This is a genomic window from Ruegeria arenilitoris, from assembly GCF_013030265.1.
In the GTDB taxonomy this organism is placed as follows: domain Bacteria; phylum Pseudomonadota; class Alphaproteobacteria; order Rhodobacterales; family Rhodobacteraceae; genus Ruegeria; species Ruegeria arenilitoris_E.
In genome coordinates this window covers 114,449-140,807 of sequence record NZ_WPZQ01000003.1, presented here as the reverse complement: position 1 = coordinate 140,807, position 26,359 = coordinate 114,449, and the positions used below count along the sequence as shown (strand labels likewise).

The 26,359-nt window shown below is 55.3% G+C and carries 28 protein-coding genes; 24 read left to right on the top strand and 4 right to left on the bottom strand.

Annotated elements, in window-relative coordinates:
* Nucleotides 1-7 precede the first annotated feature (7 nt).
* Entirely contained in the window at nt 8-394 is a 387-nt protein-coding gene (locus tag GOX61_RS05915; RefSeq protein WP_170332052.1) for a YciI family protein, read from the bottom strand.
* 84 nt (nt 395-478) lie between these two features.
* Between GOX61_RS05915 and GOX61_RS05910 the strand changes: the two genes are divergently transcribed.
* The 10 genes from GOX61_RS05910 to GOX61_RS05865 are packed head-to-tail and all read left to right on the top strand — an operon-like array spanning nt 479 to nt 8,691.
* Entirely contained in the window at nt 479-1,363 is an 885-nt protein-coding gene (locus tag GOX61_RS05910) for a fumarylacetoacetate hydrolase family protein (RefSeq protein WP_170332050.1), read from the top strand.
* A complete protein-coding gene (locus GOX61_RS05905) occupies nt 1,360-2,025 on the top strand; it encodes a malonic semialdehyde reductase (protein WP_170332049.1) in 666 nt (221 codons plus the stop codon). The genes GOX61_RS05910 and GOX61_RS05905 overlap by 4 nt, the downstream gene beginning before the upstream one ends.
* An 18-nt stretch (nt 2,026-2,043) precedes the next feature.
* Entirely contained in the window at nt 2,044-2,499 is a 456-nt protein-coding gene (locus GOX61_RS05900) for an OsmC family protein (RefSeq protein ID WP_170332046.1), read from the top strand.
* Nucleotides 2,500-2,534: 35 nt separating this feature from the next.
* Nucleotides 2,535-3,608 carry a C4-dicarboxylate TRAP transporter substrate-binding protein gene (locus tag GOX61_RS05895; protein WP_170332044.1) on the top strand — a complete coding sequence of 358 codons (1,074 nt, stop codon included), beginning with the start codon at nt 2,535-2,537 and terminating at the stop codon, nt 3,606-3,608.
* Between the two features lie 30 nt (nt 3,609-3,638).
* Nucleotides 3,639-4,190, top strand: a complete 552-nt coding sequence (locus GOX61_RS05890; RefSeq protein ID WP_170332042.1) for a TRAP transporter small permease subunit — start codon at nt 3,639-3,641, stop codon at nt 4,188-4,190.
* Complete coding sequence (locus GOX61_RS05885; RefSeq protein WP_010437378.1) at nt 4,187-5,491, top strand: TRAP transporter large permease; 1,305 nt, start codon at nt 4,187-4,189, stop codon at nt 5,489-5,491. Before GOX61_RS05890 ends, GOX61_RS05885 begins: the two co-directional genes overlap by 4 nt.
* Nucleotides 5,492-5,501: 10 nt before the next feature.
* Nucleotides 5,502-6,368 carry a dioxygenase gene (locus tag GOX61_RS05880; protein WP_170332041.1) on the top strand — a complete coding sequence of 289 codons (867 nt, stop codon included), beginning with the start codon at nt 5,502-5,504 and terminating at the stop codon, nt 6,366-6,368.
* A gap of 21 nt (nt 6,369-6,389) precedes the next feature.
* Nucleotides 6,390-7,196: an amidohydrolase family protein gene (locus tag GOX61_RS05875; RefSeq protein ID WP_170332038.1), complete on the top strand. Its 807-nt coding sequence runs from the start codon at nt 6,390-6,392 to the stop codon at nt 7,194-7,196.
* Complete coding sequence (locus GOX61_RS05870) at nt 7,193-7,570, top strand: FixH family protein (RefSeq protein ID WP_170332037.1); 378 nt, start codon at nt 7,193-7,195, stop codon at nt 7,568-7,570. Before GOX61_RS05875 ends, GOX61_RS05870 begins: the two co-directional genes overlap by 4 nt.
* Nucleotides 7,567-8,691 carry a cytochrome-c peroxidase gene (locus GOX61_RS05865; RefSeq protein WP_170332035.1) on the top strand — a complete coding sequence of 375 codons (1,125 nt, stop codon included), beginning with the start codon at nt 7,567-7,569 and terminating at the stop codon, nt 8,689-8,691. Before GOX61_RS05870 ends, GOX61_RS05865 begins: the two co-directional genes overlap by 4 nt.
* A gap of 8 nt (nt 8,692-8,699) precedes the next feature.
* Here GOX61_RS05865 and GOX61_RS05860 read toward each other — a convergent pair whose 3' ends face one another.
* Nucleotides 8,700-9,446 (bottom strand): IclR family transcriptional regulator, encoded by a 747-nt coding sequence (locus GOX61_RS05860; protein ID WP_170332033.1) that lies wholly within the window; start codon nt 9,444-9,446, stop codon nt 8,700-8,702.
* Nucleotides 9,447-9,662: 216 nt separating this feature from the next.
* Here GOX61_RS05860 and GOX61_RS05855 point away from each other — a divergent pair, with 216 nt between their 5' ends.
* From GOX61_RS05855 to GOX61_RS05805, 11 genes are all read left to right on the top strand, one after another.
* Nucleotides 9,663-10,499: a cyclase family protein gene (locus GOX61_RS05855; protein WP_217353780.1), complete on the top strand. Its 837-nt coding sequence runs from the start codon at nt 9,663-9,665 to the stop codon at nt 10,497-10,499.
* 61 nt (nt 10,500-10,560) lie between these two features.
* Nucleotides 10,561-10,905: a cupin domain-containing protein gene (locus GOX61_RS05850; protein ID WP_170332031.1), complete on the top strand. Its 345-nt coding sequence runs from the start codon at nt 10,561-10,563 to the stop codon at nt 10,903-10,905.
* Between the two features lie 11 nt (nt 10,906-10,916).
* Nucleotides 10,917-11,702, top strand: coding sequence for an SDR family NAD(P)-dependent oxidoreductase (locus tag GOX61_RS05845; RefSeq protein ID WP_170332029.1), 786 nt, complete (start codon nt 10,917-10,919; stop codon nt 11,700-11,702).
* Between the two features lie 3 nt (nt 11,703-11,705).
* On the top strand, nt 11,706-12,629 hold the full coding sequence (locus GOX61_RS05840) for a 3-hydroxyacyl-CoA dehydrogenase family protein (protein WP_170332027.1): 924 nt from the start codon (nt 11,706-11,708) through the stop codon (nt 12,627-12,629).
* Nucleotides 12,630-12,672: 43 nt separating this feature from the next.
* Nucleotides 12,673-13,953 carry an ABC transporter substrate-binding protein gene (locus GOX61_RS05835; protein ID WP_170332025.1) on the top strand — a complete coding sequence of 427 codons (1,281 nt, stop codon included), beginning with the start codon at nt 12,673-12,675 and terminating at the stop codon, nt 13,951-13,953.
* 50 nt (nt 13,954-14,003) lie between these two features.
* The gene (locus GOX61_RS05830; protein WP_170332022.1) at nt 14,004-14,732 is read left to right on the top strand and encodes an ABC transporter ATP-binding protein; all 729 of its coding nucleotides are present in this window, start codon (nt 14,004-14,006) and stop codon (nt 14,730-14,732) included.
* A complete protein-coding gene (locus GOX61_RS05825) occupies nt 14,725-15,432 on the top strand; it encodes an ABC transporter ATP-binding protein (RefSeq protein ID WP_170332020.1) in 708 nt (235 codons plus the stop codon). The genes GOX61_RS05830 and GOX61_RS05825 overlap by 8 nt, the downstream gene beginning before the upstream one ends.
* 1 nt (nt 15,433) lies before the next feature.
* The gene (locus tag GOX61_RS05820) at nt 15,434-16,297 is read left to right on the top strand and encodes a branched-chain amino acid ABC transporter permease (protein ID WP_170332018.1); all 864 of its coding nucleotides are present in this window, start codon (nt 15,434-15,436) and stop codon (nt 16,295-16,297) included.
* Nucleotides 16,294-17,322 (top strand): branched-chain amino acid ABC transporter permease, encoded by a 1,029-nt coding sequence (locus tag GOX61_RS05815; protein ID WP_170332016.1) that lies wholly within the window; start codon nt 16,294-16,296, stop codon nt 17,320-17,322. Before GOX61_RS05820 ends, GOX61_RS05815 begins: the two co-directional genes overlap by 4 nt.
* A 4-nt stretch (nt 17,323-17,326) precedes the next feature.
* Nucleotides 17,327-18,265: a 3-keto-5-aminohexanoate cleavage protein gene (locus GOX61_RS05810; protein ID WP_170332014.1), complete on the top strand. Its 939-nt coding sequence runs from the start codon at nt 17,327-17,329 to the stop codon at nt 18,263-18,265.
* 77 nt (nt 18,266-18,342) lie between these two features.
* Nucleotides 18,343-19,287, top strand: a complete 945-nt coding sequence (locus GOX61_RS05805; protein WP_170332012.1) for a YHYH protein — start codon at nt 18,343-18,345, stop codon at nt 19,285-19,287.
* Between the two features lie 527 nt (nt 19,288-19,814).
* Here GOX61_RS05805 and GOX61_RS05800 read toward each other — a convergent pair.
* Both GOX61_RS05800 and GOX61_RS05795 read right to left on the bottom strand, forming a co-directional pair.
* Nucleotides 19,815-21,125, bottom strand: a complete 1,311-nt coding sequence (locus GOX61_RS05800) for a sensor histidine kinase (protein WP_367646949.1) — start codon at nt 21,123-21,125, stop codon at nt 19,815-19,817.
* Nucleotides 21,126-21,178: 53 nt separating this feature from the next.
* Nucleotides 21,179-21,847 carry a response regulator transcription factor gene (locus tag GOX61_RS05795; RefSeq protein ID WP_170332010.1) on the bottom strand — a complete coding sequence of 223 codons (669 nt, stop codon included), beginning with the start codon at nt 21,845-21,847 and terminating at the stop codon, nt 21,179-21,181.
* A 139-nt stretch (nt 21,848-21,986) separates the two neighbouring features.
* Between GOX61_RS05795 and GOX61_RS05790 the strand changes: the two genes are divergently transcribed.
* The 3 genes from GOX61_RS05790 to GOX61_RS05780 all read left to right on the top strand — a co-directional run bounded on the left by GOX61_RS05790 (nt 21,987) and on the right by GOX61_RS05780 (nt 26,338).
* Nucleotides 21,987-23,075, top strand: a complete 1,089-nt coding sequence (locus tag GOX61_RS05790; RefSeq protein ID WP_170332008.1) for a tricarboxylate transporter — start codon at nt 21,987-21,989, stop codon at nt 23,073-23,075.
* Nucleotides 23,076-23,152: 77 nt separating this feature from the next.
* The gene (locus tag GOX61_RS05785) at nt 23,153-25,183 is read left to right on the top strand and encodes a tripartite tricarboxylate transporter permease (protein WP_170332006.1); all 2,031 of its coding nucleotides are present in this window, start codon (nt 23,153-23,155) and stop codon (nt 25,181-25,183) included.
* Nucleotides 25,184-25,249: 66 nt separating this feature from the next.
* Nucleotides 25,250-26,338 (top strand): 4-oxalomesaconate tautomerase, encoded by a 1,089-nt coding sequence (locus GOX61_RS05780; RefSeq protein WP_170332004.1) that lies wholly within the window; start codon nt 25,250-25,252, stop codon nt 26,336-26,338.
* Nucleotides 26,339-26,359: the final 21 nt, after the last annotated feature.

Sequence of the window (26,359 nt, the reverse complement as noted above, 5' to 3'; positions counted from 1 at the left end):
GGTGCTCTTAACTGAGGGCACTCGTTCCAGTCGATAGGCCAATTGAAACGTTCAGCGAACCTTCGTTGATCATCCAGCGCCGAAGTACAAAGTTGCGTGCTCCGCTTTTGTGCATGGGATCGTCTTTGGCCAGCTTCCGGGCGGTCTCAAGGCTGTCGGCGCGATAGATGATCAGCCCCATCCCCTGCATATGCTCGCCGGTTTCATCCGACATGGGGCCTGCAAAAGCCAGTTGCCCCGAACGCTCAAGCTGCGCCTGATACGCCAAGTGATCTGCAAGCGAAGCTTTTACATCTTCCGGGGCTTTGGCCGGTGTGCTCTGTGCAACGTAAAGCTCCAAAGCAAGTGCGCCACGGTTTTTTGCTTCTGATTTATAGTCTGACCAGGCGACCATCGGCACTCTCCAAAAATATCGATATTATTTGACATAATGCAAAATAGTCGGCAAAAATCAAGCGAACTGAGATGGATGGTGAAAATGAAATACCTGGTGGGAGAGACTTCGGAAGGCACAGCGGTTTTTGCTGTAAACGGCGAAAACGCAGTGAATCTAACGGCTTTGGACCCTGATGTCGGTTCGGATTTGATGGGTTTGATAGCCAAGCCCGAACTGGCCGACTCACTTACCAGCAAAATTGACGCCGCAGACACTGTGCCCGTGTCTTCCATCACACCGGCCTTGCCCGTTGCCGCTCCTGGAACGATCATTTGCATGGGGTTGAACTACACGGACCACATCAAAGAAGGCGGATACGATATCCCGGAATATCCAACGCTGTTCATGCGTGGGAAGAACTCGATCATGGCGGCAGGGCAACCTATGGTGCGGCCTGCCTGTTCCGAGAAGCTCGACTACGAAGCCGAACTTATGCTGATCGTCGGAAAACGCGGCCGCCATATCTCGGAAGAGGCTGCGTTGGACTATGTTTTTGGCTACACCGTGTTCAATGACGGGTCACTGCGAGATTATCAGCGCAAAACCGTTCAATGGACGCCTGGCAAAAACTTTGATGACACAGGTGCGATCGGTCCATTCACTGTAACGCCAGACGAACTGCCCGAAGGAGCATCAGGTCTGAAGATCGAAAGCCGTGTGGGTGACGAAATCCTGCAAAGCTCGAACACGGCCAATATGATCTGGGGCGTTCGTCAGGTCATCGCGACGATCTCGGAATATACTACTCTGGAGCCGGGGGATCTTATTGCGCTGGGTACGCCACCCGGTGTCGGACACGCCAAAAAGCCCAATCCCCGATGGTTGAAGCCCGGCGAAACCGTTGAGGTCGAGATTGAAGGCATCGGAATTTGCGCCAGCCCAATCATTGACGAAAAAGACGCCAAGTCCAAGGTGGCCGCAGCATGAGCGCACCAACCGGAGCAGAGCTGGAGGCACTTCGCGCCAAGGCGCAGCAAGATCATCGCGATCTGCGTGAGCGCATTCCACGCTTGTCGGATGACGCGATCGCCTTGATCCTGCGCGAATCCAGATCGCACTATGCGTGGACCAACAAGTCTGTTTCTGACGACATACTTGAAGAGATCTACGACATCACGATCAACGGCGCGACCAGCATGAATACGTTGCCCGCACGCTTCGTGTTCGTGAAAAGTCCCGAAGGGAAAGAGCGGCTTGCAAAGTCTTTAAAGCCGAAGAATGTGCCAAAGATGATGGATGCTCCGGTCACGGCGATCATTGCCTATGACATGAACTTCTGGAAGGAACTGCCCTTTCTTTTCCCGCACGAAGACCGTCGGCCATTGTTCGAAAACAAGCCCGACTACGTGGCAGACACGGCCTTTCGAAATGGCACGCTTCAGGGCGCTTACTTCATGATTGCGGCCCGGGCGGTCGGGTTGGACGTCGGCGCCATGTCAGGTTTTTCGAACAAGATCGTCGATGAGGAATTCTTCGCGGGCACGACGCTTAAGTCCAATTTTCTTTGCAATCTGGGCTATGCGGACGAGACCGGATTGTTCCAGAAGCTTCCACGTTTTCCATTCGAAAAGGTTTGCTCTTATGCATGAGGAGGTGACGCTGTGGCTATGAAAGTGAAACCTGTCGTCACTTACCGTACGACAGCTCAATGCCCGACACATGCACGGACTGAGATTCCAATTCGCGATCTGGATGTGATCGTCGACGAACCCGTCGAACGGGGTGGAACAAATCTTGGCCCGTCCCCGACCGAAACCGCAATGGCTGCACTGATCGCCTGTACAAATGTCATCGGGCACAAGAACGCGCATCGCCTGGGAATTGATCTTGGCACTGTGACGATCGACGCAAAGTGTAGGTTGGACCGACGCGGTGTGCTGATGGAGGAGGAGATCGATGTTCCGTTTCCGGAAATCGAACTCACCGTGAATTGTGAGACACCCGCCAGTCAGGAAGAGCTGACGCGCGTGGGCGAGGAAACAGCCAAGTATTGCGCCATCGCAAAACTGTTCGAAGCGGCAGGCACGGACCTGACCGTCAACTGGGTCAAAACAAACCAATAAAAGACAAAAAGACCCGACTTTCTGGGAGGAGAGAAATGAAAAACTGGACCAAACGCGGCCTTGTGGCAGCTGCTCTGGCAGGCGTAATGGCGATGCCTCTGGCGGCGGAAGAGACCATTTCCGCTGTCGTGATCGATGGTTACCCAGACCGGGCGTTGTGGGTGAAGGAATTCAGCAACTTTTTCATTCCAGAAGTGGACAAGCGGCTGGCCGATTCCGGCAACTATAAAATGAACTGGCAAGAGAACTACGGCGGTTCGATCGTAAAGCCGAAAGGCGTTCTGGAAGGGATCCAGCTTGGCCTTGGTGACATAGGTATCGTCACAACCATCTTCCATTCCTCGAAACTGCCCAGTCAGGGCATTTCGGGTTCGACACCCTTCGTGGCGTCGGATTCCCGCGCTGTGGCCAAGGCTGTGGATGAAATTGCACGCGAGTATCCTGCGATGCAGAATGAGTTTGCGGCTCAGAACCAAGTCTATCTGGCGACTGGCGTTGTTCTCGACACGTATCAGATTTTCTGCACAGAGCCGGTCTCTTCGGTTACCGATCTTGAAGGTCGTAAGATCGCCGGTGCAGGTCTTAACTTGCGTTACCTTGAAGGTATAAAGGATGCGGCAGGCGTGCGCGGAGGCCTGACCGATTTTTATAATATGCTTCAAACCGGCCTCGTCGATTGCGGCATGCTTTGGCCCGAAGCCGCGAAGACGTTCAAGATCGCGGAAGTGGCGCCTTATATGCTCAAGGCTGATCTGGGTGCTGTGAATTCCAAAACCATTACAGTCAATGCCGACTACTGGGCAACCTTGCCGGATGAGGTCAAAGACGTGTTGAAGGCCGTCGCCATCGACTACCGTGACCATGTCGCCGGCATCGCGATGGACCGCGCCGCTGCTTCGCGGGACGCGTATGTTGAAGCGGGTGGAACAATCGTTGAGGTTTCGGACGAAGACCGTGCCGCTTGGGCAAACGCCATGCCGAATGTCGCGCAGGAATGGGCCGCGACGTTGAACGATAACGGCGAGCAGGGCACAGAGATGCTGGCCGCCTACCTCGGCAAGCTGCAAGACGCCGGATTCACCGGCGTGCGTGATTGGACGGCTGAATAACTGCCTGGCGATCCACGAAAGGGGCCTTTCATGCTGAAGACCGCAGTTGCTGGCCTGTCGCGGGTCGCCAATTCGCTCGCAATCGCCGCCAACGCCTTGGGTACGCTCGTTGTCCTTGCGCTGGTGGTCATCCTGAATGTCGACGTCATTGCGCGTGGCCTGTTTTCGGCCCCTCTGCGCGGGACCTACGAGATGGTCCAGTTTTCGGTCGTGATGATCGTTTTCTTGCAGTTGGCAGACGTCGTCAGAGTGGATCGGCTGACGCGCTCGGACGGGTTCCTGAACCTGTTGCACCATCGCCGCCCGGGTGTGACAGCCAGCCTAAGGCGCATCATCAACGCCATATCGGCAATCTTTATGGCTTTGATTGCGTATGTAACCTTCCCAGAATTTCTTCATATGTGGGAGACACAGGACTACTTCGGAGTACCCGGTCTTTTCACATTACCATGGTGGCCGGTCAAACTGGTCATCGCGTGCGGTACTGCGCTTGCCTGCGTGATCTTCCTGCTTAAGGTCGTCACGGCGCAGGACCGCCCGCAGCTTGTCCGTACACCTGAGCATGACGAGGCCGCAGAATGACGCCGATTGAGATTGGCCTGATCTCGGTCGTTGCCATCGTCTTTTTGATTTACGCGGGCGTCTACATTCCGATTGCTTTGGGCGTAGTCTCCTTCGTATCGATCTGGCTGATGCGGGACAACTTCACACTTGCGCTCAACCTGCTGAAGGTTGCGGTGGGCGACAGCGCGATGGAATACAGTTTCGCGACAATCCCGCTGTTTACCTTTATGGGGCTCATCGTTTCAAAAGCGGGACTAGGCAGGGATATTTACGAGGTCATGACCATGCGATTTCGCAAGGTCAAAGGCGGTATCGGAATGGCGACCGTCGGAGCAAATGCCGTGTTTGCGGCCGTTACCGGGTCGTCCATTGCGTCCGCATCAGTGTTCACCAAGGTCTCGGTCCCGCAGATGATGGCGCAGGCATATAATCCACGTTTTGCGGTTGGGGTTGTGGCCGGATCGTCGGTTTTGGGGATGATTATTCCACCCTCCGCGATGCTGATCATCTATTCCTTTGTCGCCGAACAGTCCGTAGGGGACATGTTTCTGGCGGGAGTAATACCCGGTATCATGCTGGCGATAGCTTATGTGGGCGCGATCTGGTTGATGGGCCGCTTCACACCTGCATTTGTGGGCGGCCGGGTCGTCGAAGACACCGAATGGATGTCCGGACGCGAGATCGCATCCAAGACCCTGCCCACATTGTTCATTATCACGGTAGTGCTCGGTGGCATTTACACAGGATGGCTAACCGCTGTCGAGGCGGGTGCCGCCGGGGCACTGGTTGCGCTTGTGATCGCAGTCGTGCGCAAGTCCATGACACCACGAGCGTTCTGGGACGCGTTGCTGGAAACCGGTCATATTACTGCGGCGATCTTGTTCTTGATTACTGCAGCTTCGATTTACAGCCGCATGCTGGGACTGGCCGGGTTGCCCAATCAGTTGCAGGACCTGCTTGCAGGGAACTCGGCGTCCTTCTGGTCGATAATGTTGCTTTACGTTTTGTTGATGCTTTTTCTAGGGACTTTGCTGGATACTGCATCGATCATCCTGATCGTCGTCCCGTTGTTCTTGCCCATGGCCGAAGCCCTGGACATGTCGCTGATCTGGTTCGGAATCATCACCGTGGTCGGCGCCGAAATCGGACTTTTGACCCCGCCGCTAGGTATATCCTGCTTCGTCATCAAATCGACGATCAACGATGACCGAATATCGCTCAAGGATGTGTTCATGGGCGCACTTCCGTTTGCATTTGTGATGCTGATCGTCCTGTTCATTCTGATCGAGTTCCCGATCCTCAGCCTTGCCCTGATCTAAGGAGGCCAAGATGCGCTCTGTCACCAAAGACAATATCACTGACGTGTTCATGGGTTATCTTTCCAAAGACACCGATCCACGGACACGTGAAATCATGGGCTCCCTGGTCAAACACCTCCACGACTTCGCGCGGGAAACCAACCTAACGCATGACGAGTGGCGCTCCGGGATTGCGTTTCTGGAGGGATGTGCCGCCGTGGAATCCGAGGACAGGCATGAGTTCGTGTTGGCCTCGGACGTGTTGGGCCTGTCCTCATTGGTGGACATGCTACATTCCAGTCCGGAAGCAACAAGTTCATCTGTACTTGGACCTTTTCATGTATCCGGCGCGCCCGCACTGCCATTCGGTGGGGATATGAAGCGCCATTATGGTGGGTCGGTGTTACTAGCCGAAGGCGTAATCCGAGACGTTGAAGGCAATCCCATTGCCGGAGCAGAGCTCGACATTTGGCAAACTGCGCCAAATGGAATGTATGCAAGTCAGGATGAAGAGCAGGATACCTATTCTTTTCACGGCTTAATGACGGTTGGCACCGACGGGCGTTACGCGTTCACGACCGTGAAGCCGGTGGAGTACACGGTGCCGTCCGACGGGCCAGTTGGCGACATACTGCGCGCATGCGGCCGCCATCCTTGGAGGCCCTCACACCTCCATTTTATCGTCAAGGCTCCGGGGTACCGATCTCTGGTGACCGAAATTTTCCCGGATGATGACCCCTATCTGGATCAGGATACGGTGTTTGGTGTTCGGGACGATCTGGTGATGACCTATGTTGAAAAGCCAGTTTCAGAATTTCCGGATGGCATGGAACTTTCCGGTAAGATCACCGAGCCTTTCTTGCACGTGAATTTTGACGTGAGGCTTGCCAGAGGTTGAACGATATTGAGGAGGCTTGAGGTGCTGAAACATATCTTCATTTTAGGTGCCGTGCTGTTTTGCAGTACTGCTATCGCAGAAGAGCGCCCGATCTTTGACGCGCATATTCACTACAGCCACGACGCCGTCAAACTGGTTCCTCCTGAACAGGTGGCCAAAATCCTTCGGGACGCGGGAGTTCGTAAAGCCCTGGTCTCCAGCTCGGATGACAATGGCACTCAACTATTGTTGGCCGCAGCACCAGATATCGTTGTTCCGGCACTGCGCCCTTACCGTCGCCGCGGTGAAATCAACACCTGGATGCACGATGAAACTGTAATCGACTATTTGGAAGCAAATCTGTCCAAGAACGAATACCAAGCCATCGGTGAATTCCACGCCTATGGAGACGACATCAAAACACCGGTTATCCAACGCGTGATCGTACTTGCAAAGGAGAGGAACCTAATACTGCACCACCACGGTGATCGCGAGGCCGTCGACTTGATCTTCGAAACGTGGCCAGAAGCTCGGGTATTGTGGGCCCATTCTGGCTTTGACGACCCAGCCAGTGTTGTCGATGCACTAGACACCTATCCCGGGCTTTGGGCCGATCTTGCGTTTCGTTCAGACATGGTCTCACGAGGCAGTGTCGACCCGAATTGGAAGGCTGCGTTCAAAGCCCATCCCGATCGGTTCATGGTCGGAACAGATACGTTCGCGCCGGAACGTTGGTATTACGTAGGCCCTCATGCCGATTTTTCGCGCGAATGGTTGAATTTGCTGCCGGACCAGATCGCGGACAACATTGCGTATGCCAATGCGGAACGTATGCTGGCATCAGAATGATCCGCTGGGTTGCCTTGTTTCTAATTTCTTCGGGCATGGCTGTTGCTTGTGAAGCGACAGGGCAGCGTTTGAGTTCCAAAGTTCTAGACGCACCCGAAGTGCATATGGTCGTGGATGAAGTCCCTTTGGCCCAACCATTTTCCATTCTGATTTCAGTCTGCGATGAAATTGCCATCGACACGCTTCGTGTCGATGCAACCATGCCTGCTCACCAACACGGGATGAACTACGTCCCCAAAGTCACAGAGTTAGGCGACGGGTTGTTCCGTGTCGATGACATGTTGTTTCACATGCCAGGTTTATGGGAGCTGCAAGTTGATGTTGGCTTCGGTGGGGAACCGGTATCGTACACGTCCGAAGTTGAGTTGAAATGAAGGTGTTGCTGACAGCTGCGCTAATAGTCCTGACAGGTTCAGTGCGCGCAGAAGTCCTGTTGTCTGAAGACGAAATTCAACAAACGCTGTCCTTCGGGCCATGGCCACCATCCGTCTCCTCGGATCCAAGCAACAGGGTTTCAAACGATGTCAGAGCGATCGCGCTCGGAGAGGCATTGTTCAATGATCCGGTGTTGTCCGTCGACGGAGCATTTGCCTGCGCGAGCTGTCACGATCCTGGGCAGGCATTTACCACGTCCGAGGCCCGGGCGCTTGGTCGTGTCCTGTTAGATAGGAATTCACCATCTCTGCGGAACCTTACCGGTCTCCGCTGGTATGGATGGGGCGGCAAGAGCGACAACCTTTGGGCAGCCAGTTTGCATCCGATCATCGAAGAACAAGAGATGGCTCACAGTAAAGAGAGTTTAAAATCGGCCATTTTTGAGAGTGCCTATATTGATGATTTTGAAGCCATTTTCGGTGGCATCCAGAACCAAGAACCAGAACTTGTGCTGGTCAATACTGCCAAAACCATATCGGCCTATCTGGAGACATTAACTACCGACCGGACACAGTTTGACGACTTTCGTGATGCCCTGGAACAACGTAATCTGGCGGCAGCGTCGAACTATCCCGAAGCCGCCCAGCGAGGTTTACAGCTCTTTCTAGGGCGCGGGAATTGTGTGTTTTGCCACAACGGTCCGAGATTTTCTAACAACGAGTTCCACGACGCCGGCGTGCCCTATTTTTTGAACGAAACCGAAGTCGACGAAGGGCGGTTCCGTGGGCTGAATTTATTACTATCCAGCCCGTACACCTTGGACGGCGTATGGAACGATGATCCAGATAAGCAAGGCGCTTGGGCGGTTCGCAGCGTGCGCAGAAGCCATTCTGATTTTGGAACCTTTCGTACGCCCAGCCTGCGTGGAGTGGCCGAAACTGCTCCTTACATGCATGACGGCAGTCTGGTCGATTTGGAGGCCGTCATCAGGCACTACAGCGAGATCGATACGGAAAGGTTGCACGCCGATGGCGAAGCCGTAATTGCCGAACTTAATTTGTCTGAGCAGGAGATTGCAGACTTAGTTGCATTTCTTGGAACACTGTCGAGTTCGCCTTAGCACCAGTCTTATTGAAATGTTTGATGTATATTGGCGGCTGTCTCTAGCAGCGCTTGTTCGATTGTGTCTTTTTGCCTTGAGAACCGTGTCGTTGGTACCGGTATCGAGATCGCGTGCAGATCCCCGACCCAATCGACGAAAGAGAACCCTATTGCCGACACTCCGGCAGAATGTTCGTCCAAATCATAAGCGAGGCCGTTTTCCCGGATCACGTCCAGCTCGGACAAGAACTCATCCAAGTTCCTCTGTACACCATTCCGGTCCCATTCATTTCGAACCAGCTTGATCGCATCCTCTTTATCGAGCTGCGCGAGGCACGCTTTACCATTCGCCGTGGTGGTCAATGGAAAAACTTCTCCAACTTGCGAGACCGTCGTTAAACGATAAACACCGGGAACCTGATCCAGAAAAACCATACCGATGCCACGCATAACCGCGAGGTCTGTCGTTTCTCCGGTCTTTTGCGTCAGCTCTGTCAACAGAAGCCGGCAGTGTTCGACAATGTTGTAGTGAGCCGCACCTGCGAGGACGCTCAATTCAGGGCCAAGCCGTAACCCACCGCCATTCGCGTCGGCAATAACAAACTTCTCTTCCGCGAGGGCGCTTGTGATTCTTTGTACCGTAGAGCGGGGCAGGCCAACGCGTTCGGCAATTTTCCCCAGGCTCATCCCAGATTGGCTTTCCTTCAGAACACGCAGAATTGAAGCTGCTCTCGAAATGACTTGAATGCCACCTTTGTCATTTTTATCAGACATTTACGCTTCCCTATCGTTTCTTGACGGTGCCGTTCCGGGTATCAAACACCATTGCAGGGTGTATCACTATGCGATGCAAGTCAACCGTATAGTGAGTTTTTAGTTGACCGCAATGCGGTGCGTATGCATCATCATTCGGGACAGGTGGGGAGGCCACCCAGACAATTGGAAATGAAAAAAACGCCGCATCACCGGCGAACAGAGGAGATATGCCAAATGATTGAAATCCGCGGCATCGAGTTCCAGGGCAACACCGACAACGACATGGGGCTCGAGTTTTACAACCTCAGCCACAGATACGGGTTTCAGTGTCCGAATTGGCCCTATTTCAAAGATGTTCAGATCGACCGGAAACACTACATGGCCAAATCCGGTGTGCTGTCGCAGACGATTACCACAACGATGCACGTGACAACGCATATTGATGCTCCAGCGCATGTTGTTCAGGGAACGCCATTCATCGACGAGGTGCCGCTGCCGCATTTCTTCGGTTCGGGTTTGGTCGTCTCGGTTCCCAAGAAGAAGTGGGAGCAAATCACGGGAGATGATCTAGAGAAGGCCTGTGGTCATGCAATCCGCAAAGGCGATGTGCTGATCATCAACACCGGCTGGCACAAGCAGTATGAAGATGGCGACTACTTTGCTTATTGCCCGGGTCTCGTTCCTTCCGCTGCCGAGTGGATGATCGAAAAAGGTGTGAAAGTCGTTGGCCACGACACCCAGGCAAACGACCACCCTCTTGCAACCGCCATTGGCCCGCAGCGCAACGGCCCAATTTTGCCGCACCTTGAGAAAGAGTACCTTGAATGGTCAGGCGGCACCCCCTGGGAGGTTGACTTCCCCGAGTGGGAGCCGGTGCACAACATGCTGTTCTCTAAAGGCATTCTCGGCATCGAAAACGTCGGCGGCGATCTGGATGCAGTGACCGGCAAGCGTTGCACCTTCGCGTTCTTCCCATGGAACTGGGACCGTGGCGACGGCTGCATCATCCGACTGGTGGCGATGATCGACAAGAACCAGTCCTACCGCATCGAGGCTGGCGAAGATTTCTGAACACTCACGGACCGGTCGCCGGTTCGCCGGCGGCCGCCTTTAACCTTGAGCGGAGACGGACATGTATCTGAAGCGCTTTCAAGACGCTCAACCCTACGAAGCCCCGAACCATTTTGGATGTCATGGGCTTCGCTTGCAGGGGTTTGAGGAAGGCGGGCCGACAAATCAGTGGATCGGCTTCAGCCAGTTCCTGCCCGGGGGCGGGGCAGGGCCTGACGCTACTCCGTTTGAGAAGGTCTACGTGGTTTTGGAAGGCGAGATGACCGTCATCGTTGATGGCACCGAAACCACTCTTGGGCCGATGGATAGCTGCACTATCGCACCGGGCGAAGTGCGCAAAATTGAAAACCGCGCGAACCTCACCTGCAAAATGCTGGTGGTCATTCCGTATCCGCCAGAAAGCTAAGGACGAAAAGAATGTCTGATCCACTCAAGATGTTTGACGTTAATGGAAACGTCGTGCTGATCACCGGAGCCTCGGGTGCGTTTGGAATGGTTGCTGCCCGCGTCTTGGCCGGAGCTGGTTGCGACCTCGTTCTGGCGGCGGGAAACCAAGATGCGCTCGATGAGATTGCCAAAGAGTGCGAGGCACTTGGTGCAACGGTCGTTGCAATAAACACACGTCCGACTGATGAAGCGTCATGTGAGGCATTGGTCGACGAAGCCGTCAACAACTTTGGTAAGCTCGACATTCTCGTTGTCGCGTCCGGTATGAACAAAGTTGCGCCGATCAACGAAATGGCGCCAGAAACCTTTGACGCAGTGATGGATGCCAACGTGAACCAGAGCTGGTTGTTGGCGCGCGCGGCGGCAGCACACATGAAGCAAAGCGAATATGGCAAGATCATTTTCGTCAGTTCTGCGCGCAGCATCTTGGGGCACCCTGCCGGCTACACAGCATATTGCGCGTCAAAGGCGGCCGTGAACGGTATTACTAAAGCCTTGGGATGTGAGCTGGGTCCAACAGGGATTACCGTCAACGCGATCGCGCCGACGGTATTCCGTTCGCCTTTGACCGCTTGGATGTTCGAAGAAACCGACGAAGCGAAGGCGGTGCGCGATGGCTTCCTGACCCGGGTTCCCAAAGGAAGACTAGGTGAGCCAGAAGACCTTGCCGGTCCGCTCCTGTTTCTCGCGTCGCGGGCATCTGATTTTTACACCGGGCATATCCTTCATGCCGATGGCGGATACACGGCGGGTTAAAGAATGGTGCGCGAGAAGCAGCAGATAGCGGTAATTGGCGCGGGGCTTATGGGGCACGGTATCGCCCTAACCTTGGCAAAAGCAGGTCAATATGTCGCCATCACAGACCCCGTTGAAGAGGCGCGCGCCACCGTGCCTTACCGCATTCGCTCTAGTATGGCTGCGATGGGAGATGACGAGGCCACAATCACAAAGACCCTCAAGATGATTGAGATATTTGCGACAACGGAAGGTGCAGTTCGAAATGCTGACGCTGTATTCGAAGCGGCACCGGAAAAGCTGGAGCTTAAGCAAGCGATTTTTGCTGAGATTGAAGCGCACGCTCCAGAGACCTGCATACTCGCTTCAAATACGTCGGTCATGCCCATCACTCAGATCATGTCTGGATTGCGACTGAAAAGCCGTGCGTTGGGAACGCATTGGTGGAACCCACCGCACATGATCCCTTTGGTCGAAGTCATCAAGACAGAATGGACCGACCCCAAGATCGCGCAGACGATGTTCGATTTGTTGAAGGATGCCGGGAAAACTCCGGTGATGGTCGAGAAAGACGTGCCCGGCTTTATCGGCAATCGACTCCAACACGCGTTGTGGCGCGAAGCGGTCAGTCTGGTGGAAAACGGGATATGTGACGCGGAAGCTGTTGATACTGTGATCAAGTCCAGCTTTGGGCGGCGATTGGCGGTCCTCGGTCCGTTGGAAAACGCGGATCTGGTTGGCACCGATCTGACGCTCGATATCCACGAAAACGTGCTGCACGATCTTGAGGCGCAAAAGGGTCCTTCATCCTATCTGAAGTCGCTCGTTGAAGCGGGCAAGCTAGGCATGAAATCCGGCGAAGGTTTCAGGAAATGGGCTGAGGGCGAGGCGGATCAGGTTCGCCAACGTGTCGCGAAGCATCTGAAAAATCTCGAGAAGACTTTGTAAGATCAATCAAACACTGGCTAGAGGCCGGTGAAGGGAGGACGCAATGAGAAGGACTTCAAGATCGGCCACTAGGCGCAGTTTTATTGCCGGTGCTACAGCGGCAATCGCCGCGCCGGCCATTCTTCGGGCGACGCGCGCCTACGCCGCAAACCCAACGCTGCGGGTCGGCAACGTTAGCCCTCGCACCGGACCGCTTGCTGGTTTCGCTGAGGCCGACGAGTACGTGCTTCAAGCCATACAGCAGGTCTTTTCGGCCGGGTTGGACAACAATGGAAAGACCTGGAATGTCGAGATCATCTCAAAAGACAGCCAGTCCAACCCGAACCGAGCAGCAGAGGTTGCAGCTGACCTGATCTTGGGCGATGAGGTAGATATCATCGTTGCGGCTTCAACACCGGACACGGTGAACCCTGTCGCAGATCAGGCAGAGATCAACGAAGTTCCCTGCATCACGACCGACTGTCCTTGGCAACCCTATTTCTTTGGCCGCAATGGTGTTCCGGGTGAAGGTTTTGAAACGACCTATCACTTCTTCTGGGGTTTGGAGGACGTGATCGCAGCGTTCCTTGATATGTGGGACAAAACCGGCGTGACAAAGACTGTGGGCGGTCTTTTCCCCAACGATGCCGACGGAAATGCATGGGGTGATGCGGAATTGGGCCTGCCTAAACCGCTGGCCGCAGCTGGCTACACGCTGACCGACCCCGGTCGCTATCAGCCTCTCTCCGACGACTTCTCAAACCAGATCGCAGCGTTCAAGGCCGCTGGCTGCGAAATCGTCACTGGCAACATGATCCCACCCGATTTCGCTACGTTCTGGAGCCAGGCCGCCCAGCAAGGGTTCAACCCGAAGGTCGTGACCATTGGCAAGGCACTTCTGTTCCCTTCGGTCATTGAATCGCTGGGAGACCGCGGTGACGGGTTGTCGACCGAGGTCTGGTGGTCCCCGCATCACCCATTCTCGTCCTCACTCACCGGCATTTCCTCAAAAGACCTTGCCGAAGGTTATACAGCAGAGTCGGGTCGACCTTGGACTCAACCCCTTGGATTTAAACACGCTCTGTTCGAAGTCGTCGCGGATGTCATCAAACGGGCTGATGATCTGGAAGACCCGTCTTCGATCATTTCGGCAATCACCTCCACTAACCTGAACACAATTGTCGGGCCGGTGAACTGGGGTGATGGGCCAATGAACAACGTCACCAAAACTCCGCTGGTCGGTGGCCAGTGGCAGAAGTCCGGAGACGCCTATGAACTGCAGATTGTTGCGAACAGCACCGCGCCCGAAGTTCCGATAACGGCAGACATGAAACTGCTGGGCTGACCAGATTTTCGGCGCCAATCTTGGCGCCGAGCCCTCCATCCGAGAGAAACATGACGACAATCTTGAGACTCCAAGACCTGAGCAAGGCATTTGGCGCGGTCACTGTCGCCGATGCCATGAGCTATGAGGTCCAGCAAGGCGAGGCACTCGGGGTAATAGGCCCCAACGGCGCTGGCAAAACCTCGATGTTCAACTTGATCACTGGGACGCTCAAATCCAATTCCGGGGTGATAGAATTCAGTGGGCAGAACGTCACTAAATGGAGCGCCGCAAAGCGGAGCCATGCAGGCATCGCGCGTTCTTTTCAGGTCCCGCAGCCGTTTTCGGGAATGACTGTTTTCGAAAATGCAATGATCGCCGCCACGCAATCAGCTGGCATGCATGGACACCCGGCCGAAAACTTTTGTCTGGAGGTTCTGGACCAAACAGAATTACTGCCCAAGGCAAACGTTCTTGCCGGTAGCCTGACTTTGCTGGAGCGCAAACGCCTGGAACTAACACGTGCGCTTTGCGCCAAGCCCAAACTGCTGTTGCTGGATGAGATTGCCGGTGGTTTGACCGAAGCCGAGTGCAAATCACTGGTCCAGACCATCAAAGACATCCACGCCTCTGGCGTCACCATCATCTGGATCGAACATGTTGTGCACGCCCTGCTGGCCGTCGTGGATCGTCTGATCGTCGTCGACTTCGGAAAGAAGATCGCCGAGGGCGAGCCGCAGGCAATCATGGAAAGCGCGGAAGTCAAAGAAATCTATCTGGGGATCGAAGCCGATGCCTGACTCAATTCTTCAGACACGCGGTTTGAACTCCTACTACGGTGATTTCCAAGCGCTCTATGATGTCGAATTGGACGTCGGCGAGGGAGAAGTTCTGGCCATCATTGGTGCAAACGGCGCAGGCAAGACGACCCTGATGCGGTCAATCACCGGGTTACTGACGAACGGAGCGGATCAGATTCACTATCGAGCTCAGGATATCAGCCGGCTTCGCGCAGACGAAGTTGCAGAACTTGGCCTCGCCATGGTTCCAGAAGGTCGCCAGTTGTTCCCATCTTTGTCGGTCAAGGAAAACCTGATGATCGGGGCTCAAGTTGGTCGCTCTGGCCCTTGGGATCTGAAAGCTGTTTATGATCTGTTTCCGATCCTTGAGGAGCGCAAAGATCAGGCATCAACATCGCTTTCAGGCGGTCAACAGCAGATGGTAGCCATCGGGCGCGCATTGATGGCCAATCCTGATCTGATCCTGTTCGACGAAATTAGCCTGGGGCTGGCACCGATCATCATCAAAGACATCTATGAGGCGCTGCCCGGCATCATCGGCGAGGGCATGAGCGCGATCATCGTCGAACAGGACATCACCAAGGCACTTTCGGTCTCAAGCCGGGTCTATTGCCTGCAGGAGGGGCGCGTTTCGTTGGAAAGCGCGTCTGACACCGTTTCGCGCGAAGAGATTTCGCGCGCGTATTTCGGGATCGAATAACATGGAATGGCTGAACGCTATCGTGCAGGGAACTTTGCTTGGTGGACTCTACGCCCTGTTTGCCGCAGGTCTGTCGTTGATTTTTGGGGTCATGCGGCTCGTCAATATTGCCCATGGCGATCTGATTGTGTTGGCCGCATATCTCGGACTGACCGTGACGACCGCGACCGGGATGCACCCAATGGCCGCGTTGGTGATCGTCGTTCCCGCTATGGCGCTGATTGGGTATGCCCTTCAACGCGGCCTACTGAACCAAACTCTGGGCGACGATATTCTTCCGCCGCTGCTTGTGACCTTCGGGCTGAGTGTAATTATCCAGAACGGATTGCTGGAGGTCTACACGGCCGACCCCCAAACACTGAATGCCGGTGCGCTGGAAACAGCCAGCGTTGCAGTGGGCGGTGTGACCCTTGGGATCTTACCGCTGCTGACCTTCGGGATCGCCATCGCTGTGATCTGGGGGCTGCAATGGACCTTTTACCACACCGCACTTGGTCGAGCATTTCGGGCTGTTTCCGACAATCAAGACATCGCCCAGCTTATGGGCCTCAATCGCCGGCACATCTTCGGGCTGGCCATGGCGCTGGCTCTGGGAGTGACAGCAATCGCCGGTATCCTGCTTGGCATTCGGACAAGCTTTGATCCTTCCATTGGCGGGGGCCGCCTAATCTTTGGCTTTGAGGCCGTCATTATCGGTGGGCTTGGCAACCTTTGGGGCACCCTGATCGGCGGCGTTATCCTCGGCGTCGCGCAAACCATCGGAGCCAAGATTGATCCGGGCTGGCAAGTGCTTGCCGGACATATCGCTTTCCTTGTCATTCTTGCCGTTCGTCCGAACGGCCTCTTCCCGAGGGTTTCCGGATGAACCTGCAGGACTATTCCGTATCTCGATCGTCAAAAGCAGCACGGGTTGCCGCGATCCTGGCCGCAATCGGTTTGCTTATTCTGATTGCTGCGCCTTGGTGGGCAGGCCGCGCCGACATGCGCCTGATGGGAGAGCTATTTCTTTACCTGTCCCTCGCCACCCTTTGGAACCTCATGGCGGGATACGCCGGCCTCGTATCGGTTGGTCAGCAGGCCTATGTGGGCTTCGGCGGCTATATGCTCTTTGCGCTTACAATGTTGGGCGGGCTGAACCCATTGGTTGCTATCGCAGCCGCAGGCCTGCTGGGGGCTTTGATCTCGATCCCGGTGGCTGTTCTGATCTTCAGGCTTCGGGGCGCATATTTTGCCATTGGCACTTGGGTCATCGCTGAAGTCTTTCGGCTGAGCTTCGCGCAAATCTCCGCGCTCGGCGGAGGCTCAGGATCCTCGCTTCCCGTTGCCATCGTGAAATCGTTGGCGTCCAGTCGTGCGATGCGAGAAGCGCTGAGCTATTGGCTGGCGCTCGGTGCCGCTGTGCTGGTGGTGACAGCCGTCTATCTCTTCCTGCGCTCGCGCCAAGGGTTGGCGCTGACGGCAATTCGCGACAATGAACTGGCCGCCGGAAGCCTCGGCATCGATATCTGGTGCACGAAGTTCATCGTGTACGTTGTCACCTCGGCATTCACGGCAATGATCGGCGCTCTGATCTTCTTGCAAAAGCTACGCATATCGCCGGATGCCGCGTTCAGCGTTAATGACTGGACGGCCTTCGTCATCTTCATCGTCGTAATCGGCGGCATCGGCACCATCGAAGGACCAATCATCGGCACACTCGTCTTCTTCGCTTTGCGCGAAACGCTGGCCGACCTCGGAACAACTTACCTGATCGTTCTCGGAGTGGTTGCGATTGTCGTCATGCTCAAGGCACCGAAAGGTATCTGGGGCGTGATCCGCAGCCGTTATGACCTGCAACTATTTCCGCTGGGCTATCGCGTAAAGCACATCGGACAATCCAAGGAAAACTGAACCCATGGCTCGTCAGAAAAAGACCATCATTACATGTGCTGTAACAGGAGCGATCCACACGCCCACCATGTCGGATGCACTTCCGTACAGCTATGATGACATCGCGCGGCAGGCGATTGAGGCCGCCGAGGCCGGAGCGTCGATCCTGCACCTGCATGCCCGCAATCCCGAGAACGGTTCTCCATCGGTCGACCCGAACGACTTCGCACCTTTTTTGCCGCGCATCAAACAGGCCACCGACGCGGTTGTGAATCTATCGACCGGTGGATCGCTGACACTATCCATTCAGGACCGGATCAATCCGGCCAAGACCTTCAGCCCAGAAATGTGCTCGATGAATATGGGTTCGATGAACTTCTCGTTTCACTCATTGGCCAACCGGTATGGCGACGACGACTGGAAATTTGATTGGGAGAAGGACTATGTCGCGAATTCCGATCAGAACATCTTTCGCAATACCTTCCGGGACATTCGCGAGGCGGCGGAAACGCTTGCGCCTCATGACATCAAGTTCGAACACGAATGCTATGATGTCGGGCACTTGTACAACCTGAAATTCTGCATGGATATCGGGTTGTTCAAGGCACCCATTTTCATTCAGTTCATCTTTGGCATCCTCGGCGGCATTGGACCCGAAGTCGACAATCTGATCTTCATGAAACGTACTGCCGACAGGCTGTTCGGTGACGACTATCGGTGGTCGGTCTTGGGCGCAGGTGGAGCACAGATGTCGCTTGCTACGACGGCAAGCCAGATGGGCGGCAACCTTCGTGTTGGCTTGGAGGACAGCCTGTTCATCTCTCGTGGAAAACTGGCCGAAAGCAACGCTCAGCAAGTCGCCAAAATTAGACGTATTGTAGAAGACCTGGGCAGTCAGGTCGCAACTCCTGATGAAGCGAGAGAGATCCTGGATTTGAAAGGAGGAGACCGCGTCGCATTCTGAGGTTAGGGTGACAGGCATCAACTCATATCGAGCGACTTGTTTGCTTGAAAATTTCGAAACACTGAGGAGATTGAGCCATGCGACTGGAGATTTTGACATTCAGCGCGCTTCTGACAGGGTTTACGGCCGTTCAGGCTCCTGCGCAAAACGCAGCTCAGGACATCACCGATCTTTTGCTCAGTAACCGGTCTGCCGACTGTGCGGACTATGCGGGCGTGTATTCCGCTTCAGTGGAAGACGTCACCCGCCAGCAACGTTTTAACTCCGAAATCGAAATCTCTGCAGATAGCCAGCATTGCACTCTCAAGACCAACGGCATTCCCAACCATGATTTCAACGGTCCGACAGCCAACTTCGCCAACGATGTGCGGGAACTGCCCGGTACTTTTCGAATTCCTAGGAACCCGAAGAAAACCGGAAGCCAAACAGCACTGTCACAACGTAGCTATGACGCAATTCTGCTGAATGGTGTGCCGGTCGATTTGCTCTCGGCCGGGTGTTATCGCCCAAGCGGGCCGCGCGCGGACAAAAACGGCAATGTATTGGCGGGGTGTCGAGACACGGATCCATGGCTTCTCGATCCCCCGTCCTACGATCAGTATTTTGGTGTGGATCTTCACAATGCCCACGCCCAGCCCGACGGAAGGTATCACTACCATTCCAATCCAAATGCTCTGTTTTTGGACCACGACCTTGATAAGCCATCACCGGTAATAGGTTTCGCAGCTGACGGCTTTCCGATCTACGGAACGATTTTCAAAGACAACGAAGGCAGAATTAGACCTGCGATCTCTGGCTATGAACTCAAAGCCACACCGAGACCTGCCCCGCCAGCAGGTCCGGGTGGCACTCCGGACGGGACATATATTGACGACTACGAATTCACAGGTACTGGCGATCTGGATGAGTGCAATGGCATGACTGTGGATGGTGAGTATGGATACTACGTCACCACGACCTACCCGTGGATATTGAACTGTTTGGTCGGGCAACCTGACCGGTCATTTGACAAAAGGCGGTGAATTGCCTCGGCTCGCCCAATCGCCTTAAGCATATCGGGTCTAAGAACCCAAGCTCGCAATAACTGCGATTGCGCCATCTGATTTATCTGTGTGGTGCTGGACAGTCCTCCAACAACGTCCGGCACGGTAAAAAACCGTTTATAGAATTATGCGCAGCTCCAATCTGTTTCGCCCTAGGAAGAAAGGCTCTTTTCTCCAATCCAACGTCGTAGGCAAAGTTGCCAGATGTTAAAATGACACGATCAGTCATTCCAACTGTCCCAGCTTCAAACACTTCCGCGGCAGTTTTCCAAACAAGCTTGAGAGAGTCTCAGCCCACTTCGCTTCCGCCATCGATATCTACGGCCGAAACGTCATCGCGATATAGCAACGCCGCTCATTGAACACGCGATTCTGTGCCGCTTGAAATGTATCGGAGGCAGCAATAAATGCCACGTCTTGTGCCGTGTGGACGAGGCAATGCTATTCGACAATAGTGGTGTGGTCCGCAGGCGCAGCCGAGGACACGGTTTCGTCATAGCGACGATTTAATGGGCTATCGGAAGCTCAAGCGTAACGCTCGCTCCTCTTTCGACGCGGTTGATTGAGACTGTTCCGCCGTGGCGCTGTGCCACTGCTGAGACGATAGACAACCCCAATCCGCTGCCTTCAGAATATTCCAACTGTGAAAACCGACTGAAAGCTGCTTCGCTTTGCTCGGGCGAAAGGTCAGCTCCGTCATCGGCCACAGTTAAATTCACGTATTCGCCGTCACTGCCCAGCACAACTGAAATATGGCTCAACTTAGTACCACCGTGTTTGACTGCGTTGTCCAACAGGTTCTTGAGAGCCTCAACTAGAAACACCCTATCACCGGATACCATGACCGCCGTTTCAGGCATCGTGACATCAAACTCGATACCTTTTGCAAGAATGTGAACTCCCATCTCCGTGCAGGCCTCTTCCACAACCGAGCGAAAATCAATTTCAGCCATTTGATCTTGGTGCGTCGGCTGCCTGAGCCTTTCAAGCGACAATAATTGCTCGGCCACTGTTGCTGAGTTTTTTGCCGCCGCCACAAGCTCGAGGATGCGTTTTTCTCGATCATCATCTGTTTTCGCATCCTGCAGCGCTTCGGCCATCGACTGCACGGCGGCCGCCGGATTCCGCAGCTGATGTGCTGCTTCGGATATAAACACTTGATGGGCGTTGATACTGTTCTCTACCTGACCAAAGAGTCGGTTCAGTGTTTTGACAACGCCTTGAACTTCGACCGGGACAGGGCGCTTGATCTCGCTTAGGTCATCCGGTGAGCGCAGGTCAATCGCGTCCTGCAAGTCCAGCAAAGGCCTCAGGCCGCGGGCGACACCGAACCATACCACAAAGGCCAGGGTCGCAAGCAGAATACCCATCAGGATTCCCGCTCGGATTGACAGTTCATTGGCAAATGCGTTGCGATCCGCCATTCGTTGCCAAACTGTGACCGTCGCATCTCCAATAAGATTCTCTAAAGTCACTCGTTCTGTCATTTTGAGAACGCGTACCGGTTCCTCACGGTAGAGCGCCTCGAAAAAAAATGGCTCGTACGCGTCTTGGATAGACGGGGTCGAGGACGCAGGAGGGTACGCATAGCCTGTCACGTAGATGCCACCCGGACCCGTTACATGATAGAAAATCTCTCCGCCGGACGCGTCACGGATCAAGCTACGTGTGGTGGGCGACAGAGCGTCACCGCCCGAGATCGCAACATCTCGCGAAATCGCGAGACCAGCAGATAGCAGACTGTCATCAAAAAGCTCCTGGGCTGTTTTCTGCGCGATCATAAAGCGCCAAAGCCCAAGCAGAACGGCAAGTAGCACCAAGGGGGTCAGGATAAGAATGAAAAGTCTTAACCTGAGCGAGCCGTGATTGATCACTTCTGCACCTCAAGCAGATACCCCAGACCACGGGCTGTCTTTATTCTAATACCCAGATCTTGAAGACGTTTTCTCAGCCGCGACACATGAGGCTCGACGGCGGAGGTCTCGACGTCGGCACCGACGCCGTAGACATAATCCGTTAGTTGGCTTTTGGGGACAATTCTGCCCCTGCGTTCCAACAGGCACTCAAGCACCGCGATTTCCCGCCGTGGAATATCCATAACCTCGCCCTGCACACTAACCTGTCGGGCAGCGCGGTCGAACTCCAACCTGCCGATGCTCTCTTTTGCTCCGTAGTCGAGCTCTTTGCGTCGAGAAAGCGCCCGGATGCGTGCTTCCAATTCGTCCATTTCGAATGGCTTAACCAGATAGTCATCGGCACCCATATCCAACCCTGAAACCCGGTCGCTTGTTTCGGCGCGCGCGGTAAGCAGGATCACTGGTACCCCGTCACCACGGTTGCGAAGAGATTTCAGGATCTCCAGCCCTGACTGTCCCGGCAGATTGATATCCAGCACAACTAGGTCCGCGCCCTCTTGCGCGAGATACAATTCAGCCTCATCGCCATCCGCAAGCACTTCTGGTGCATGACCCCGGTCACGTAGGCGATAGGCAATAGCTTTGGCGAGGGTCTCGTTGTCTTCGACGATGACGATCCGCATCGGGTCTCCTGCAAGTTTCGCGCAAGGTTGGCGCTCCATGATTGCCAGATGGGAGGGGGAATCAACCCCGCAGTTCTATTTGCAATCACGGTGGTGCGGAGGGCGCTGACGTGGTTGTCTGGTCAACAGGGAGGAACCAATGGCCATTTCCAACTTCACCCGTCGCGCTGTCGTGGGGCTGATCGCCGCCGCCGGTATCGCGGCACCTGCCGCCGCTGAGGTCGATTTCTCGGGCAAGACCGTCGAATGGGTCATTCCGTTCTCGGAAACTGGCGGGTCGGCCAAATGGGCCAACTTCTTTGCGCCGCTTCTGTCCGAAGCACTGCCGGGTCAACCGACTGTTGTCGTGAAATTCATGCCCGGTGCCGGCTCGACCAAAGGCGCGAACTGGTTTCAGGAGCAGGAGCACGACGATGGCACCCTGCTGTTTGGCACATCAGGGTCCACTCAGTTCCCGTATCTGCTGAGCGACCCCCGCGTGCGCTATGAATATAATGACTGGATTCCGGTCATGGCATCGGGCACCGGCGGTGTTGCTTATCTGAACGCTGAAGACGGTGCAAAGTTTGATGGCTCTGCCAATGCATTGAAAGACACCAACTTCATCTACGGATCGCAGGGCGCAACCCGTTTGGACTTGGTGCCGCTGCTGGCCTGGCAGATGCTGGGTATGAATGTGGAACCGGTCTTTGGGATTAAGGGCCGTGGTGATGGCCGCCTGATGTTCGAACGTGGCGAAGCCAATATCGACTATCAGACATCCTCCGGCTATCTGGGCGGGTCGGCCCCGCTGGTCGAGGCGGGCCAGGCTGTGCCGATGATGACATGGGGCGCGCTGGACGCGGACGGTAACATCGTGCGCGACCCGACTTTCCCGGACATTCCGACTTTCAAAGAGGTCTGCGAGGCCACCGATGGTTGCGAAACCAGCGGTGAAGCATGGGACGCATGGAAGGCCTTCTTCGTGGCGGGCTTCCCGGTTCAGAAACTGGCCTTCCTGCCCGGCGACACGCCACAAGAGGTCGTCGAAGCCTACACCGCCGCGTTCCAAGCTGTAACCGAGCGTGGTGACTTTGCGGACATTTCGTCCAAGCGCGTGGGCAAATATCCGGTGTTCGTTGGCGATGGCTCGAAAGCTGCGCTGCAAACAGCGACCAACGTTGACGACAATGCCAAGCAATATGTCCTGAACTGGCTGAAAGAGGCCTATGGCGTCGAGCTAAACTAAGCCCACACGTCGTCGCGCGCCCAATGAAGGGCGCGCGCTTTTACTAAATACAAGACAATTTATGAAAGGCGGCCGCTATGGAGGTTTTCGCCACCGCTTTACCTGCGCTTGGTGACGCGTGGGGTTTGATCCTGCAACCCATCGTTCTGGGCTATCTTGTGCTTGGCGTGGTCATGGGCTTGGCTGTGGGGGTCTTTCCGGGCCTCGGAGGCATCGCTGGCCTGTCGCTACTGCTGCCTTTCATGTTCGGCATGGACCCGATCCTTGGTCTGGCGCTGATGATCGGGATGGTCGCGGTGGTGCCGACCTCGGACACCTTCGCTTCCGTCTTGATGGGCATCCCCGGCAGTTCTGCTTCGCAAGCCACGGTGCTGGACGGCTTCCCGATGGCCAAAAAGGGCGAGGCTGCGCGGGCGCTTTCGGCGGCCTTCTCCTCATCCCTGTTCGGTGGGCTGGTCGGCGCCACTTTCCTGACCATGTTCATCCTTGTCGCGCGTCCCATCGTTCTGGCGTTCGGCCTGCCCGAGATGCTGATGATCACAATTCTTGGCCTTTCGATGGTCGCTATTTTAGCAGGGCGTATCCCTCTGAAAGGGGTCGCCGCCGCCGGGCTGGGCTTGATGGTCGGTACAATTGGTGAGGCCGACGCAGGCGGCTCACTTCGTATGGCGACCTATGACATTCCCTATCTGACTGATGGTCTGAAATTGGTCATCGTCGGGCTGGGTATCTTTGCCGTTCCCGAGATCGTCTCACTGCTGCGGCAAGATCGTTCGATCGCGAAAGGGGCATCTCTGGGGGCTGGTTGGCTTGACGGTGTCAAAGACTGGTTCGCCAACATCTGGCTCTCGGTCCGTTGTTCAATCATTGGCGTGGTTGTCGGCGTCATTCCGGGCCTCGGGGGCTCAGTTGTCGACTGGATCGCCTATGGTCATTCGGTTCAATCCACAAAAGACAAAAGCAACTTCGGCAAAGGCGAAGTGCGCGGGGTTATCGGCCCTGAAAGCTCAAACAACGCCAAAGAGGGTGGTGGGCTGGTGCCGACCCTGCTGTTTGGCATCCCCGGCTCAGGTTCGATGGCAATCTTCATCGGCGCTGTTGCACTGTTGGGATCCGGTGATATCGAGGTCGGGCCGAGCATGCTCAAGGACAATCTCGACATCACCTATTCCATCGTCTGGCTGCTGGCGCTGGCCAACGTGGTGGGCACGATCCTGTGCATCGCAGCCTCGGGTGGTATAGCCAAGCTGACGACGATCCGCTTTACCTATCTGGCACCGTTCCTGTTCATGCTGATCAGCTTTGCGGCCTTCCAGTCGGGGCAAAACTTCGAAGACCTGCTCGCCCTGTTCGTGATCGGCTTGATCGGCATCTTCTTGCGCCGTTTCGACTGGTCGCGCCCGGCCTTCCTGATCGGTTTCGTTCTATCGAACCCGGTTGAGAAATTCACCAACCAGGCGTTCCAGATCGCCTCGTTCCGGTTCCGCAAGAGCTTTGGGGAGGGCATGGAGTATGTTTTCAGCCCGATCGTTATCGTGCTGATCGTCGTCACCGTTGTTTCGGTCATTCTGGGCATCCGGCAGGCCAGGATGATCATGGCCGAAGGTGACGTAAAGGCAGGTACGAAGCGCGCGCCATTGATCTTCCTGCTGGTGATCATGGCCTATCTGATCGTCGCCTTGGTCAACGCCAATATGATCCCCGACTACAATATGACCGACAAGATCATCCCTCTGGTGATCGGCAGCGTCTCGCTGTTCTGCTGCGTGATCCTGTTGATCCAGATGATGCGGCGACCCGAGGGTGATGCGATCTTCGCCGACAAGGAAATCGCCGGAGAAGACGCCAGCGCACCGCATGGTCTGTGGTCCACACTCGCGTGGTTCGCCAGTCTGATCGCCGCGACTTGGGTGGTGGGGTTCATCCTCGCGCTGCTGGGTTTCCTGATCGCGTTTTTCCGCATCCGGGCCGGGGCAAGCTGGCAGATGACGCTGCTCCTGACAGCCTGCGGCATCGGGTTCATGTGCCTGATGGCCGGTGCGCTGAACCGCGATTTCCCGCCGGGTCTGTTGCAGGACATGGTCAGCTTGCCATGGCCGCTGAAATAGGTGGTCCACCAATGCCCGGCTTGAATTCACAAAAAATCTGACACGGTTTGTAAAGGAGGGTTCGAGATGACCCAGACAGCAATCCCGTATATTTTCATGCGCGGCGGCACTTCTCGTGGGCCATACTTTCGTCGCTCTGATCTGCCTGAGGATTTAGAGACGTTGGCAGACGTGCTGGTCGCCGCCCTTGGGGCCGGGCAAGCGATTAACATCGACGGAATCGGAGGCGGTACAGCGGTGACGACCAAGGTTGCGATGCTGTCAGTCAGCGAGGATGACTGGGCTGATATCGACTATTTCTTCGCGCAGGTTTCGGTTGAGGAGAAACTGGTCGATTTCAAACCCACCTGCGGAAACATCCTGTCCGGAGTCGCCCCTGCTGCCATCGAAATGGGGTTGTTTAACCCCCAGGGTGATGAGACCGAAATCCGAATTCGCGCTGTCAACACGGGTGCCCGGGTCATCGCCAAAGTGCAGACCCCGGGTGGTGAACTGGTCTATGAGGGCGATGCGGAAATTGCCGGAGTTCCTGGCCAATCTGCACCTGTGCAGCTGAGTTTCATGGGTGTTGTAGGCTCGGCAACAGGTGCATTTCTACCCACCGGAAACCTGCGTGATACAGTTCAGGGGATCGAGTTGACCTGTATGGATGTTGCCATGCCAATGGTCATAGCGCAGGCCACAGAATTCGGACTGACAGGGTATGAAAGCGCTGATGAACTGGATGCCGACCGCGATTTCTTTGATCGTATGGAGGCGGTGCGGATCGAAGCCGGGAAGTTGATGGGTATGGGGGATGTATCAAAATCAGTGACCCCGAAATTCGGCCTCTTTGCACCAGCCAAGGAAGGTGGAACCGTTGCGGTTCGGTACTTCATGCCGTGGAAAACCCATCCAACAATGGCGGTCACCGGTGCGCAATGCATGGCGTCCTGCGCTTTGACACCCGGAACCGTCGCTGACGAGTTGCTGGCCCGTCCTGAGGCAAGTCCGGCGGAAGTTATACTGGAACATGCGTCGGGCAAGATCGACGTGCTGGTGGATTTCTCACATGACGGGGATTTCAATGTAAATTCTGCCGGTTTGGTGCGGACCGCGCGTAAGCTGGCGGATGGGCATGTCTACGTACCAGAGTCTGTGTGGAACGGGAGTTGATATGGTAAACGCTAGTAAGTA

What these genes read in the sequence shown, in the direction of transcription:
- GOX61_RS05795 (WP_170332010.1), bottom strand. Translation starts at nt 21,847, where the DNA reads ATGCGGATCGTCATCGTCGAAGACAACGAGACCCTCGCCAAAGCTATT.
- GOX61_RS05825 (WP_170332020.1), top strand. Translation starts at nt 14,725, where the DNA reads ATGCCTGACTCAATTCTTCAGACACGCGGTTTGAACTCCTACTACGGT.
- GOX61_RS05915 (WP_170332052.1), bottom strand. Translation starts at nt 394, where the DNA reads ATGGTCGCCTGGTCAGACTATAAATCAGAAGCAAAAAACCGTGGCGCA.
- GOX61_RS05860 (WP_170332033.1), bottom strand. Translation starts at nt 9,446, where the DNA reads ATGTCTGATAAAAATGACAAAGGTGGCATTCAAGTCATTTCGAGAGCA.
- GOX61_RS05865 (WP_170332035.1), top strand. Translation starts at nt 7,567, where the DNA reads ATGAAGGTGTTGCTGACAGCTGCGCTAATAGTCCTGACAGGTTCAGTG.
- GOX61_RS05880 (WP_170332041.1), top strand. Translation starts at nt 5,502, where the DNA reads ATGCGCTCTGTCACCAAAGACAATATCACTGACGTGTTCATGGGTTAT.
- GOX61_RS05845 (WP_170332029.1), top strand. Translation starts at nt 10,917, where the DNA reads ATGTCTGATCCACTCAAGATGTTTGACGTTAATGGAAACGTCGTGCTG.
- GOX61_RS05835 (WP_170332025.1), top strand. Translation starts at nt 12,673, where the DNA reads ATGAGAAGGACTTCAAGATCGGCCACTAGGCGCAGTTTTATTGCCGGT.
- GOX61_RS05780 (WP_170332004.1), top strand. Translation starts at nt 25,250, where the DNA reads ATGACCCAGACAGCAATCCCGTATATTTTCATGCGCGGCGGCACTTCT.
- GOX61_RS05810 (WP_170332014.1), top strand. Translation starts at nt 17,327, where the DNA reads ATGGCTCGTCAGAAAAAGACCATCATTACATGTGCTGTAACAGGAGCG.
- GOX61_RS05885 (WP_010437378.1), top strand. Translation starts at nt 4,187, where the DNA reads ATGACGCCGATTGAGATTGGCCTGATCTCGGTCGTTGCCATCGTCTTT.
- GOX61_RS05840 (WP_170332027.1), top strand. Translation starts at nt 11,706, where the DNA reads ATGGTGCGCGAGAAGCAGCAGATAGCGGTAATTGGCGCGGGGCTTATG.
- GOX61_RS05820 (WP_170332018.1), top strand. Translation starts at nt 15,434, where the DNA reads ATGGAATGGCTGAACGCTATCGTGCAGGGAACTTTGCTTGGTGGACTC.
- GOX61_RS05790 (WP_170332008.1), top strand. Translation starts at nt 21,987, where the DNA reads ATGGCCATTTCCAACTTCACCCGTCGCGCTGTCGTGGGGCTGATCGCC.
- GOX61_RS05890 (WP_170332042.1), top strand. Translation starts at nt 3,639, where the DNA reads ATGCTGAAGACCGCAGTTGCTGGCCTGTCGCGGGTCGCCAATTCGCTC.
- GOX61_RS05905 (WP_170332049.1), top strand. Translation starts at nt 1,360, where the DNA reads ATGAGCGCACCAACCGGAGCAGAGCTGGAGGCACTTCGCGCCAAGGCG.
- GOX61_RS05830 (WP_170332022.1), top strand. Translation starts at nt 14,004, where the DNA reads ATGACGACAATCTTGAGACTCCAAGACCTGAGCAAGGCATTTGGCGCG.
- GOX61_RS05785 (WP_170332006.1), top strand. Translation starts at nt 23,153, where the DNA reads ATGGAGGTTTTCGCCACCGCTTTACCTGCGCTTGGTGACGCGTGGGGT.
- GOX61_RS05900 (WP_170332046.1), top strand. Translation starts at nt 2,044, where the DNA reads ATGAAAGTGAAACCTGTCGTCACTTACCGTACGACAGCTCAATGCCCG.
- GOX61_RS05870 (WP_170332037.1), top strand. Translation starts at nt 7,193, where the DNA reads ATGATCCGCTGGGTTGCCTTGTTTCTAATTTCTTCGGGCATGGCTGTT.
- GOX61_RS05850 (WP_170332031.1), top strand. Translation starts at nt 10,561, where the DNA reads ATGTATCTGAAGCGCTTTCAAGACGCTCAACCCTACGAAGCCCCGAAC.
- GOX61_RS05855 (WP_217353780.1), top strand. Translation starts at nt 9,663, where the DNA reads ATGATTGAAATCCGCGGCATCGAGTTCCAGGGCAACACCGACAACGAC.
- GOX61_RS05910 (WP_170332050.1), top strand. Translation starts at nt 479, where the DNA reads ATGAAATACCTGGTGGGAGAGACTTCGGAAGGCACAGCGGTTTTTGCT.
- GOX61_RS05815 (WP_170332016.1), top strand. Translation starts at nt 16,294, where the DNA reads ATGAACCTGCAGGACTATTCCGTATCTCGATCGTCAAAAGCAGCACGG.
- GOX61_RS05895 (WP_170332044.1), top strand. Translation starts at nt 2,535, where the DNA reads ATGAAAAACTGGACCAAACGCGGCCTTGTGGCAGCTGCTCTGGCAGGC.
- GOX61_RS05805 (WP_170332012.1), top strand. Translation starts at nt 18,343, where the DNA reads ATGCGACTGGAGATTTTGACATTCAGCGCGCTTCTGACAGGGTTTACG.